The organism is Streptomyces sp. NPDC059895 (assembly GCF_042731035.1).
Classification (GTDB): Bacteria; Actinomycetota; Actinomycetes; order Streptomycetales; family Streptomycetaceae; genus Streptomyces.
Window position 1 is genome coordinate 17085 of the sequence record NZ_JBHWKO010000002.1, and the last position, 11986, is coordinate 29070.

The following is an 11986-nucleotide window of genomic DNA, read 5'->3' on the forward strand; positions in this document are numbered from 1 at the left end:
GGGTGGAACGGCGACGTCCCCCGGCGGAAAACCCGCCGGGGGACGTGGGCCGGGCCGCGAGGGCCTCAGGGCCTTGAGGACTTCAGGGGCCTTGAGGGCTTCAGGGCCTTGAGGGCTTCGGGGCTGGAGAGCCTGAGGGTGCCTCAGGGGAGCGGGGCGCCCCGGGCGGCGACCCAGAGGGCGTACCACTCCTCGTGGCCGAGTCCGGGCGGGCCGTCCACCGCGTCACGGCAGGCGGCGATGCGCTCGGGCCGCGTGGTGCCGATGACCGGGGCGACACCGGCCGGATGGCGCTGGAGCCACCACAGGACGACGGTCTCCGGTGTGGTGCCCTTGCGGGCCGCCAGGTCGGCGACCAGCCGCGCCGCCGGCGTGTCGTCGCCGCCGGAGAACCGGCCCCCGGCGAGCGCGCCCCACGCCTGCGGCCGGATCCCGTGCGCCGCGCAGTACTCCAGCGTGCCGTGCGGGAAGCCGTCCGCCGCCGCGGCCGGCGTGTTGACCAGCACGCCGGACTCCACCCAGCCCCGCCGGTGCAGGCTCATCTCCAGCTGGTCGACCACCAGCGGCACCTCCACGGCCGTCCGCAGGTGGGCGATCTGCGCGGCGCTCATGTTGGACACGCCGAACTGGCGCACCAGGCCCTGGGCCCGCAGGGCGGCGAACGCCTCCGCGATCTCCTCGGGGCGCGCCAGCGGGTCGGGACGGTGCAGCAGCAGGACGTCGATCACGTCGGTTCGCAGCCGGGTGAGGCTCTGCTCCACCTGCCGGACGACGGCCCCGGCGCGCAGGTCGTAGTGGCCGGGACGGGAACCGTCCGGCAGCACGATGCCGCACTTCGTCTGGATCAGGACGCGGTCCCTGAGCTGCGGGTCGCGCGCGAGGAGTTCTCCGAAGACCGCCTCGGACTTGCCGTGGCGGTAGATGTCGGCGTGGTCGAAGGCCGTGATGCCGGCCTCCAGCGCGGCGCGGACCGCCCTCTCGGCGTGGTCGACGTCGGCCGCGGTGTACGGCGCCCGGTCCCAGCCCCCGCCGAGTCCCATGCACCCGTACAGCACCCGGTGTTCACGGATGTCCCGCCGCGGCATCGTGTCCCCCGCGGTGCCGGCCTCAGTCACGCAGCACCGCCTCGGCCAGCAGTTCGGCGGCGGCGAGCACCGGGAGCTGGGTGTTGGCGGCCGGGACCGTCGGCAGCACCGAGGCGTCGGCGACCCGCAGGTTCGACACGCCGTGCACCCGCCCCGCCCCGTCCACCACCGCGCCCGGGTCGTCGTCGGTCCCCATGGCGCAGGTCCCCACCGGGTGCCAGTAGGTGCCGGCCCGCGCCCGGATCCGCTCGTCCGTCAGCCGCGACGGGTGCTCCTCGACCTGCCGCACGAGGGGACGCAGCGCGGCCGACGCGGCCAGGTCCTCCACGATGCCGAGCCCCGCCCGCACGGCGGCCAGATCGCGGCCCTCCGGGTCGGTGAAGAACCCGGGGTCGATGTCGAGCGGCTCGGCCGGGTCGGCGGACCGCAGGCGCACCCGGCCGCGCGAGGCCGGCTTCATCAGGTACGAGGACAGGCCCGCCTCGTACTGCCCCGGCGGCAGCTTCCCGAACAGCGGCGGTCCGGCGTTGGCCAGGATGTGCAGGTCCCAGGAGCCGTCCCGGCAGTACGGGCTCGCCGCCCTGATCAGCATGCGGTTCCCGTACAGCTCACCGCGCGCCTCCTTCTCGGCCAGGGCGGCGTTCAGCCCGTCGGTCGGCGCCAGCGGGACGAACACGCCCGGCTGGTCGGTCAGGTTGGCGCCCACACCGGGCAGGTCGAGCTCGGGCCGGACGCCGGCCTCGCGCAGACGGTCGGCCGGTCCGATGCCGCTGCGCATCAGCAGAGCGGGCGAACCGTACGTGCCGCACGCCACCACGTAGGTGTCCGCCGTCAGGGTGACCCGCTCGCCGTCGCGTACGACCTCCACCCCGTGCACCCGGCCGCCCCGGACGTCCAGGCGGTGGGCCGAGGCGCCGCCGAGGACGGTCAGGTTGGGGCGCGACCGGGCGGGGTCCAGATAGGCGAAGGCCGCGTTCCAGCGCAGCCCGTCGACCGCGTTGAGCAGCGGAGTGCCGCGGCCGGGACCGCCGGAAGTGCCCATGTCGGCCTGGACGAAGCCGAGTTCGTCCGCCGCCGCGAGGGCCGCCCGGCTGAAGGGGGACAGCTCGCCGTCGGGCACCGGGCGCATGTCCATCTGCTGCACGGCCGCCTTGCGATGGCGGTCCAGGGCCGCGGCCGACCAGGCGGCACCGCCGGCGCGCTCCCACTCCGCCTGGTCGCCGTGGGTGCCCCAGGTGTTCCAGCAGCCGTTGACGCACGAGGAACCCCCGATGACGCGTGCCCGCAGGCGGTACACCTCGGTGTGCCGCTCCCAGACGTCGCTGCGCGGCAGGCTGCGGGCGTCGAGCAGACTGTCCGGCCAGCCCTCGCCGTGGGGCCCGTAGTCCTGCCCGGCCTCCACCAGACAGACCGACCGTGAGCGGTCCTCGCTCAGCCGGGCGGCCAGTACGCACCCCGCCACACCGCCGCCGAGGACGACGACGTCGTGGCTCCGTGCCGATAGTGCTGTCATACGGGTCTCCTGCGGGTTTCGTCGAGGAAGGGGGGCTCGGACCGTGACGGGTGCGACGTACGACCGCGTCGACCGGCTCCGGCTCCGGATCCGGATCCGGGTCCGGGCCCGGGGCCGGACCGTGACGGGTGCGACGCACGACCGGATCCGGCCTGTGGTGGACGCGCGGCGGTCGCGGCGGTCGTAGCGGTGCGACCGGACACGGCTCGCGGCGGTCGCGGCGGTTGCAGCGGTGCGACCGGATCCGGCCGGCGACGGGTACGTGACCCCGACCGGATGGCGCCCGGCGGACGCCGTGACCGGAGAGGGCCGGTCGGCCCGCGACGGACGAGCGGCGCCGGACCCCGGCCGGCGTGTCCGCCGGCGTGTCCACCGGCGTGTCCGCCGGCGCGCGGCGCCGGACGGGCCGGATCCGCCGCCGCGGTCGCCCGCGGTCGCCCGCGGTAGCCCGCGGTAGCCCGTGGCCGCGCCCGGCCGGCGTCCCCACCGGCGCCGGCCGGGCACGGCTCAGCCGGCGCTCCGGAGGGTGCCCGCCAGGAGGCGGGCGCCCTCCGCGACCCCGCGCACCGCGGTGTCCTTCGTGGCGGGCAGCCGGTCGAGGAGACCGCTGGTGAGGCAGGTGTTCTCCGGGCGGGACGCGTAGCGGGTGCCCGCCCGGGCCGTCGGGACGACCAGGTCCGGCGGCGCGCCGAGCGTCTCGGCGATCACCGAGGCCCAGGCGGCCCGGCTCACCCGGTCCGGGCCGCCCAGATGGAGCACCGGGGGCAGCGGGCCGTCGGCGCGCAGCACCGCGGCCGTCACCTCCGCCACGTCGTCCACCAGCACCGGGGTCGTCCACTGGTCCGCCGGTACCGCGACCCGCTCACCGCGCAGCAGCCGGTGGGCGCACGCGGAGTAGAAGTTGAGCCACTTGCCCGCGTCGGCGGGCTCATGGCCGTAGACGAGGCTGACCCGCAGCACCACGGCGTCCGCGGTCGCGCCCAGCAGTGTCCGCTCGGCGCTCAGCTTGGCCCGGCCGTACGCGTTGGCGGGACGGACCGGGTCGTCCTCCGCGCTGGCGGCGCGGCTGCCGTCGAAGACGTTGTCGGTGGAGATCAGTACCAGCCGCGCCCCGCCGGAGCGCGCGGCGAAGTTCTCGGCCGCGGCGGTGTGCGCCGCGACCGCGGCGTCCGGATGGTCCTCGCACCAGGTGACGTCCGAGGGGCCGTGCACCAGCACCACCCGGTCCGGACGCAGCCGCGCCAGGAGCCGGCCGCACGCCTCGCGGTCGGTGGCGTCCAGCGCGGTCCAGTCGGCGCCGCCGGCCGGCGGCACCGCGGGCCGGGTGCGGGAGGCGAGGGTGACCGTCTCGCCCGCCGAGGCGAGACGGCCGGCGATACGGGTGCCGACGAAGCCGCTGCCGACGACGAGTGTGCGGGGGGCCGCCATCACGCCTCCTGCCGTAGGTGCGGGCCGGTCCGGTCGGCCAGCAGCCGGCCGACGCCGATCAGTCCGTGGTCGTCGTCCGGACGGCCCAGGGACACCAGGGCGTCCACCGCGTCCGTGTCGAGGCCGAAGCACCCGAGGCGCACCAGTTCCCCGACCAGCAGCTCGCGGTAGCGCTCGCCGACCGCCAGGGCGAAGCCGCCCATGATGACGTACCGGCAGATCCCTATGGAGGTGAAGACCGCCCCGATCGCCTGCGCCAGATAGGTGAGCGTGCCGCGCAGCACCCCGGTCGCGAACGGGTCGCCCTCCCGGACCGCCGCCGCGATCGCCGGATTGTCCAGGGCGTCCGCGCCGCCCCCGCACAACTCGGCGAGCCGGGACCGCGCGAAGCCCGCCGGATCCGCGGCCGCCGCGCGGCGGGCCGCGGCGAGCACCCCGCGCCCGGAGGCGATGCCGCCCAGATGCCCGCGCCCGCCGCAGTCGCACAGCGGCGCGTCCGGCGACGGGTCGCACACCCAGTGGCCGAGCTCGCCCCCGTGACCGTCGGCGTCGAGCAGCACGTCGCCGCCCCGGAACACCTTGTTGCCGATCCCGGAGCTGACCGTGAGCAGACAGAACGGCTCCGCCTCGGTCGCCGCGTACCGCCAGGCCGCCGCGGTGAGGTCGTTGACGACCACCACCGGGGCGCCGATCCGCCGCGACAGCAGCTGACCCAGCGGCAGGGGGTCACCGCGCCGCCCCCACACCGTGGGAGCCGCCAGCACCAGACCGCCCGCCGAGATCGGCCCCGCGAAGGCGACCCCGACGGCCCGGGGCGGCGCGCCGTCCGTGTGCCGGGCGACCTCGTGGACGATCTGGTCCACCACCCGCTCCTGGAGCACGGCCACCGGATCGCCCGGATGCCGGGCGACACCCTCCACCGGCACCCGGCGCACCCGGGACAGCACCGCCGTCACCGGGTCGTACGTCCCGGTGCGCAGCGTGGTGCCGCCGACGTCCAGCACGGTGAACGGGCCGTCGGCGCCGCCGGCGGGCGCGTCCGCCGGCGGGACGGGGGTGAGCCGGTCAGACCCCGGAACCGTCACGGAGTTCCTCCTCGAAGACCAGGAGCCACAGCTCGGCGGCCGAGTCGTTGACCAGCCCGTGCTCGCCGTGGGGGCGGTTCACCACGATGTCGCCGGTGGTGACGCGGAACTCCACGCCGTCCCGGTACATCAGCCCGTCGCCGCTGAGCACGATGTACGTCTCGCGGTCCGCGCCGTGCCGGTGCCGCCCGATCGACGTGCCCGGCGGCAGCACGGCCAGGTCGACGAACTCCGCGCCCTCGCCGCCCTCGGCCCGGGAGAACACCCGGTGCGCGCGGATCGTGCCGAGCCCGCCGTGGTCGTGCTCCTTGCCGGTGAACAGGTCGTTCAGGTTCGCCACGTCCGGCGGCGCGCCGGCGGACGCCACGTCGTGCGAGGTCATCGCGCACCTCCCTCGGCCGCGAGGGCCCGCAGGGCCTCGCGCAGCACGTCGGCGGGCAGGTCCTCCAGCTCCGACACGAACGTCGCCTTGCCGACGCCCGTCGGGACGACGAGGTGCAGCTTGCGTCCCCGGCGCTGCCAGGACGCCTGCAACGCCTGCGTCATCAGCTCCTCGGTGCAGGTCGCCGCGTCGAACACCGGCAGGCCGATACGGCGCAGCAGCGTCACCACCCGCTCGCAGGTCTGGGCGTCGGCGAGCCCCAGCAGCCGGGCGATGTGCGCCGACAGCGCCATGTCGACGGCGACCGCCTCACCGTGCTCCAGCCGGTGTCCGCCCGCCGTCTCGATCACCGGGCTGAAGGTGTGGCCGAAGTCGACGAGCCGGGCCAGTTCGTGCTCCCGCAGGTTCGGGCACAGCTCCTCCATCATCAGCCGCATGGAGGTGCGCAGGATGTACGTCTCCACCTCGCCGTCCGCGGCGCCGAGGAACGCGTCCGGGTGCCGCTCCAGCGTCCGGAACAGGTCGCCGTCGAGGATCACCGCCATCTTCACGATCTCCGCCAGACCGCAGCGGATCTCCCGGGGCGGCAGCGTGGCGAGCAGCGCCGGGTCGTTGATCGAGGCGTGCGCCGGGTGGTAGGCGCCGAACATGTTCTTCGAGTGCAGGGCGTTGACGCCGGTCTTCACCCCCACCCCCACGTCGACCTGCCCCACCAGGGTGGTGTTGACCTTGATGTAGCGGATGCCGCGGGCGTACATGGAGGCCGCGAAGCCCACGACGTCCGCGACGATGCCGCCGCCCACCGCGAGCATCACCCCGTGGCGGTCGAGGCCGGTCGCCTTGGCGACGGCGCACACCTGTTCCACGGACGCGAGGGTCTTGTTCCGTTCACCGGTCTCGATCACCTGCACGCTCCAACTGCCCGGCGTCAGCCGGGCGTCGAGGTACGCGCGCAGCCGGTCGCCGTAGAGCCGGTGCACCGTGGGGCCGACGAAGGCCACCACACGGCGCCCCGCGACGTACTCGGCGAGGAGGGGGTTGCCGGGGTCGAACACCGACTCCGTGACGTCCACGCGGTACCGCGTGCCCTCCGGTGCCAGCAGGTCGAAGCCTCCGGCGTCCTCGAGCACCCCCTCAACCCGGGCAAGGGCCTGGCCTGACATCTCTCTCCTCAGTTGGTCGGTCGGCGCGGTTCATCCGCGGTGAACACACGGGCGATGGCCTGCACCCGGGGGTGGCCGGGCAGATCGTCGAGCGGGACCGGACGGCCGTCCGGGTCCGCCACGGGCAGCCGCCAGTTGGGGTGCACCGTCGCCGTGCCGGGCAGGTTCTGCGGACGGCGGTCCCCCGTCGCGTCCGGCAGCCACACCCCCAGCAGCCGCGACGGGGTGCGGGCCAGGAAGCGGTGCAGGGCCACGACCTCCCCGTCCGGGTCGGGCAGCAGGCCCTCCCGGCGCAGCTCGGCGAGCCAGCCGTCCCGTTCGGCGGCGGCCTCCTCCTTCTCCTCCGTCTCCGGGCGGGTCAGCAGCCCCAGCCGGGACCGCAGGTCGACGTGTTCGCCGCTCAGCCACGCGGCGGTCGTCGGCAGGTCGTGCGTGGTGAGCGTGGCCAGGCAGTTCGTCCGCCACTGTGCGGCGGGCAGCGGGCCGTGCCGCCCCTCGGAGCCGCCCAGGTACTCGAAGCGCTGCACGGACGTGCCGAGCACCCCGCGCGCCGCCAGTTCCTCGCGGACCCCGGCCTCGACCGTGCCGAGGTCCTCGCCGATCACCTGGACCCCGGCCCGGTGCGCCTCCAGCAGCAGCACCCCGAGCATCGCCTCCGCGTCGTAGCGGACGTACGTGCCCTCCGAGGGCGGGCGGCCCTCGGGCACCCACCACAGCCGGAACAGGCCCATGACGTGGTCGACCCGCAGGGCCCCCGAGTGCCGCATGCCGGCCCGCAGCAGCGCGGCCAGCGGCCGGTACCCCTCCGCGGCCAGCGCGTCGGGCCGCCAGGGCGGCTGGCCCCAGTCCTGGCCGTGCGGGTTGAAGTCGTCGGGCGGCGCGCCCACGCTCATCCCGTCCGCGAGACAGTGCTGGAGCGCCCACGCGTCGGCGCCCTCCGGGGCCACCCCCACCGCCAGGTCGTGGACCAGGCCGATGCTCATGCCCGCCTCCCTGGCCGTGCGCTGCGCCCCGGCGAGCTGCTCGTCGGTGATCCAGGCCAGCCAGCGGTGGAACCCGACGGCGTCCGCGAGCTCCTCGCGCGCCGCGGCCACCGCCGCCGACCGGGGGTCGCGCAGCGCGGTCGGCCAGGAACGCCAGGCCCCGCCGTGCACCTCGGCCAGCGCGCACCAGGTGGCGAAGTCGGTGAGGTCCTGCCCCTCGCGCGCGGCGAAGGCCTCGAACGCCGCCCGGCGGGCCGGGGCGAGCGGCACCGTGTGCACCAGGCGCAGCGCCTGGTGCTTCAGCGCGCGCACCGTCTCCCGGTCGATGAGCGTCTCCCCGCGCAGCACCCGGTCGTTGAGCTCCCGCGCCCGTGCGGCGCAGGAGTCCGCCAGGCCCCGGGCCGGGCCGCTCAGCTCCCGGTACTCCGGCACCGCCGCCACCCGTACGTGCATCGGGTCGGTGAACCGCCGGGAGCTCGGCCGGTACGGCGACGGGTCCGGCAGACCGCCCGGCTCCATCGCGTGCAGCGGGCCGAGCTGCAAGAAGCCGGCGCCCAGCGCACGGCCCGACCAGGCGGCGAGCTCGGCCAGGTCGCCGAGGTCCCCCATGCCCCAGGAACGGCGAGACAGGACGGAATAGAGCTGGACGAGGAAGCCCCAGTCGCGCCGCTCGGGCACCGGCACCCGGTCGGGCACCGCCAGCAGCGGGGCCGACTCCTCCCGCGTCCCGGTGCGCACGTGCAGGACGTGACGGCCCGGCGGCAGCGCGGCGGACACCTCGGCCCGGCCGCCGTCCTCCAGGGCGACGTACGCCCGCGCCCCGGGCGGCAGCGGCACCCCGGCGGGCGAACCGGCGCGCACCACGGTGCAGGGCGGCAGCAGGCGGCCCGCGGCCGGACCGTGCCCGCCGGCGAGGGCGTCCCGGGCCGCGCGCTCGTCGGCCGCGTCGACCCCGCACGCGGCCAGCACGGCGACCAGGGTGTCCGACGGGACGGTGATCCGCCGTCCCCGGTCGGTGGTGTAGTCGGTGGCGATGCCGTTGCGGCGGGCCAGTTCCCGCAGCGCGCCGTCCGGCGCGGGACCCGGCGGGGCAGGTGACGTCATGGGCGGACCTCCGGTGCGCTGAACAGGCGTTCCAGGACCGCGGCGACGCCGTCCTCGTCGTGGTCGGGCGCGATCTCGTCGGCCATCGCCCGCAGGTGCGGGTGGCCGCCGGCCATGGCGACGCCGTGACCCGCCCAGGCCAGCAGCGGGATGTCGTTGGGCATGTCGCCGAAGGCGATGGTGTCCGCGCCGGTGAAGCCCAGCATCCGGGCGGCGCGGGCGACACCGGTGCCCTTGTCGGTACCGGCCGGGAGGATCTCCACCATGCCCTTCACCGAGTGCACGACGGTGACCGCGTCCCCCATCACCTCCCGTGCGGTGGCGGCCAGCCGGTCCTCGTCCACTTCGGGGTGGTGCAGGATCAGCTTGTCGATCGGCGTGTTCCACAGCAGGGCCGGATCGGTGGTCAGGTCCCAGCCGTGCCGGACGCGTTCGCCGAACCCGGGGGTGACCTTGAACCTGCTCTCCGGCGGCGAGGTGACGATGCCCAGCTCCACCCGGCCCAGCGCGCCCTCGACCCGGGCGACGACCTCGCGGGCGAGGTCCAGCTCCAGGGGCTGCGAGGACAGCAGCCGGTCGGCGCCGGCGTCGTAGAGCTGCGCGCCCTGCCCGCACACGGCCAGTCCCCGGTAGCCGATGCTGTCGAGCAGTTCCTTGCAGGCGACCGCGGGACGTCCGGTGACCACCAGGTGGTGGGCGCCCGACGCGTGGACGAGGGCCAGCGCGCGGCGGGTGCGCTCGGAGACCGTCAGATCACTGCGCAGCAGGGTCCCGTCCAGGTCGGTGGCGACGACCCGGAAGGGCGGCGCGGGGACGGGGACGGCGTCCCAGGCGACCCGGCCCGTCCGCAGCGTCACCTGGGCGACGAGGTGACGCCCCACGGGCGGCCCGTCGAGGACGCCGGTGAAGCCACCGGCACCGTCGGGCACGAGGGGCATCAGGGCGGCCCCGCCGTCGGCGGGCACCGGCTCGTCGGAGGCGAGGGCCTCGGTGGCGGACTCCCGGACGGGGGCCGGCCCGGAGGGGACGGCCGCCGGGCCGCCACCGGTGTGTGCGGCTGTGGGCTCGCCATCGGTGTGCGCGGCTGTGGGCTCGCCATCGGTGCGCGCGGCTGTGAACTCGCCACCGGTCTGCGCGCCTTCCGGCTCGCCACCGGTCCGCGCGCCTGACACGGAGCTCGTGGGCGCCGGGCCGGCGGGCGCCGGATCGGGCCCGGTCCCCACGGCCGCCGCCGCCCCCGCGTCCACCACCACGTCGACGTGGTCGGCCCCGGGATGGACGTACCGCACGTGCCAGGTGCCGTCCGCGGCACGGGTCAGCCGGCACCGTCCGGTCAGCCGGTCGGTCAGCTCGGGGCGGCCGGACAGCCGGGCGATCTCGGCGCACCGGGCGAAGTCCGCGCGCCGGTGGGCGGCCTCGAAGAGCCGGCCCAGGGCGTCGGCGCCGAGCGCGGTGACCTCGACGCCCAGCACCCGGGCGTAGGCGGTGGCGTCACCGCGTTCGAGGGCGGCCCGCTCGACGCGGTCGCGGTGGTCGGTCCAGGCGGACTCGGGGAGCCGGTCCAGCCAGCCGAGCTCCAGCAGTTCCTCGACGGGCAGCGGGCCCGGCTCGTCGCGCAGGAGCCGTCCGTAGGCCGCCAGCCGCGTCTCGGCGCTGCGCGCCCAGGTGAACGAGCGGCCCGTGCGCCGGGCGTTCGCCGACAGGCGGGCGTAGGTCTCGGGTGCCGTGCGGTACACCGCCACGGCCTCCCGTATTCGCTCCGCGAGCGCCACCGCCAGGCCCGCGTCGTCGTCCCGGAACGAGCCGCGCACGGAGAAGCCCGTCGCGTCGGGGTCGTCCACCGGCCGGTCGTGGCCGAAGTGGCCGGTCACCCGCTGCGCGGTCGCGATCGGCACCGCCCCGCACGCCATGGCCTCGGCCTGGGCGATCAGGAAGCCGTCCAGTTCGTACTTGGACGGGAAGACGCAGAAGTCGGCGCAGGCCGCCTCCTCGAACAGGGTCTCCTCGTCGGCCAGCCGCCAGTCCAGGCGCACCTGCCCCGGATGCCGGTCGGCGACCGCCTGGAACGCGGCGTTCGCCACGGTCGCCGAGTCGTCCGCGCCGCCCCCGGTCGAGCAGCGGATGAGGAAGCTGACGTCGGGGTCGTCGGCGAGGACGTCCTCCACGGCCCGCATCAGCTCCAGCTGCCCCTTGTGGTGCACCGCGTAGCGGGCCGCGTGGTAGAAGACGGGCCGCGACGGATCGAGGCCGAACCCGCGCAGCACCGCGTCCCGGTCCACCGCCCGGGGGTCGCGCTCCAGCCAGCTGTCGGAGACGGCGCAGCCGCCCGCCAGCAGCTTGTGCGACCGCTCGCGCAGCAGCCGCGCCACCGGCAGCGGCGCGAACAGCGGCTCCACGGGCGTGCCCTCGAAGGTGCTGTAGTGCCGCAGCTGGCCCGGGGAGACGTAGTCCACGAGGTCCGCGTACGCGGCGACCAGCGGGAACAGGCCCACGTGGTCCGGCCCGTGCTCGACGTGCATCCGGGTTCCGGCCAGCGCCCGGGCCACGGTGGCCTCGGGGGAGTCCTCGGCGGGCGGCGGCCCGTCCAGGGCGTCCAGGCCGGTGGCGTCCGCGCCGAACAGCTCCAGCAGGCGCTCCACCTGGGGGCGGTAGACCTTCTGCGTGACCGGGGCGTTGGCGGCGACCGTGCTCACCGTCCGGTACCGGGGGTCGTCGGCGAGGACGGCGGGCAGCAGGTAGTGGTAGTACGGCTCGAAGCCGTGCACCACGGCCGGCTCCCCGGACGCGTCGCCCAGCCGGCGTCGGACGAAGCGCAGTCCGTCCACCTGGAACACCAGCGACTTGAAGAAGGCCAGGTCCCGGCCCTCGGTGCCGGGCGGCGGATAGAGCCGGTCCGGCAGCAGGTCCAGGTGTGCGTTGGAGAGGAAGTAGACGTCCACACCGTCCAGCCGCAGCAGGTGGGCGGTCGTGGTGAGCCGCAGGTCGACCGTCGGCGGCTGCTCCGGCCAGGTCTTCGGATCCAGTACCAGGGGCACCGTGTCGGTGGCCCGGTAGTCCAGCTCCTCCAGGTCGAAGCGTTCGCGCAGCGCGTCGAGCCGGCCGTGCGCCGGGGTCACCAGCGACACCCGGTGGCCCCGGGCGGCGTACTCGCGGGAGAGGTTCCACACGAGGGGCGAGAGACCACCGCGCATCAGCCGGTTGTCGAACCCGCCGCACTCGAAGGAGAAGGCGATGATGTGCACC

At 75.8% G+C, this 11986-nt stretch carries 8 protein-coding genes; all 8 read right to left on the minus strand.

Annotated features, from left to right (window positions below; translation table 11 throughout):
- Positions 1 to 143 precede the first annotated feature (143 nt).
- The 8 genes from ACFV9M_RS02310 to ACFV9M_RS02345 all read right to left on the minus strand — a co-directional run bounded on the left by ACFV9M_RS02310 (position 144) and on the right by ACFV9M_RS02345 (position 11985).
- Positions 144 to 1115: an aldo/keto reductase family oxidoreductase gene (locus ACFV9M_RS02310; protein ID WP_385071612.1), complete on the minus strand. Its 972-nt coding sequence runs from the start codon at positions 1113 to 1115 to the stop codon at positions 144 to 146.
- Positions 1108 to 2598: a GMC family oxidoreductase gene (locus ACFV9M_RS02315; protein WP_385071615.1), complete on the minus strand. Its 1491-nt coding sequence runs from the start codon at positions 2596 to 2598 to the stop codon at positions 1108 to 1110. The genes ACFV9M_RS02310 and ACFV9M_RS02315 overlap by 8 nt, the downstream gene beginning before the upstream one ends.
- Before the next feature lie 507 nt (positions 2599 to 3105).
- Positions 3106 to 4026: an SDR family oxidoreductase gene (locus ACFV9M_RS02320; protein WP_385076082.1), complete on the minus strand. Its 921-nt coding sequence runs from the start codon at positions 4024 to 4026 to the stop codon at positions 3106 to 3108.
- Positions 4026 to 5111 carry an ROK family protein gene (locus ACFV9M_RS02325; protein ID WP_385076079.1) on the minus strand — a complete coding sequence of 362 codons (1086 nt, stop codon included), beginning with the start codon at positions 5109 to 5111 and terminating at the stop codon, positions 4026 to 4028. Before ACFV9M_RS02325 ends, ACFV9M_RS02320 begins: the two co-directional genes overlap by 1 nt.
- On the minus strand, positions 5092 to 5493 hold the full coding sequence (locus ACFV9M_RS02330; RefSeq protein ID WP_385076077.1) for a cupin domain-containing protein: 402 nt from the start codon (positions 5491 to 5493) through the stop codon (positions 5092 to 5094). Before ACFV9M_RS02330 ends, ACFV9M_RS02325 begins: the two co-directional genes overlap by 20 nt.
- Complete coding sequence (locus ACFV9M_RS02335) at positions 5490 to 6656, minus strand: sedoheptulose 7-phosphate cyclase (RefSeq protein WP_385076074.1); 1167 nt, start codon at positions 6654 to 6656, stop codon at positions 5490 to 5492. The genes ACFV9M_RS02330 and ACFV9M_RS02335 overlap by 4 nt, the downstream gene beginning before the upstream one ends.
- An 8-nt stretch (positions 6657 to 6664) precedes the next feature.
- Positions 6665 to 8743 carry a 4-alpha-glucanotransferase gene (gene malQ / locus ACFV9M_RS02340; RefSeq protein WP_385076071.1) on the minus strand — a complete coding sequence of 693 codons (2079 nt, stop codon included), beginning with the start codon at positions 8741 to 8743 and terminating at the stop codon, positions 6665 to 6667.
- On the minus strand, positions 8740 to 11985 hold the full coding sequence (locus tag ACFV9M_RS02345; protein WP_385076069.1) for a Cof-type HAD-IIB family hydrolase: 3246 nt from the start codon (positions 11983 to 11985) through the stop codon (positions 8740 to 8742). The genes malQ and ACFV9M_RS02345 overlap by 4 nt, the downstream gene beginning before the upstream one ends.
- Position 11986: the final 1 nt, after the last annotated feature.

Excerpts from the sequence above, each read along its gene's own strand:
- ACFV9M_RS02315 (WP_385071615.1), bottom strand. The coding sequence starts at position 2,598 with ATGACAGCACTATCGGCACGGAGCCACGACGTCGTCGTCCTCGGCGGC.
- ACFV9M_RS02320 (WP_385076082.1), bottom strand. The coding sequence starts at position 4,026 with ATGGCGGCCCCCCGCACACTCGTCGTCGGCAGCGGCTTCGTCGGCACC.
- ACFV9M_RS02330 (WP_385076077.1), bottom strand. The coding sequence starts at position 5,493 with ATGACCTCGCACGACGTGGCGTCCGCCGGCGCGCCGCCGGACGTGGCG.
- ACFV9M_RS02335 (WP_385076074.1), bottom strand. The coding sequence starts at position 6,656 with ATGTCAGGCCAGGCCCTTGCCCGGGTTGAGGGGGTGCTCGAGGACGCC.
- malQ (WP_385076071.1), bottom strand. The coding sequence starts at position 8,743 with ATGACGTCACCTGCCCCGCCGGGTCCCGCGCCGGACGGCGCGCTGCGG.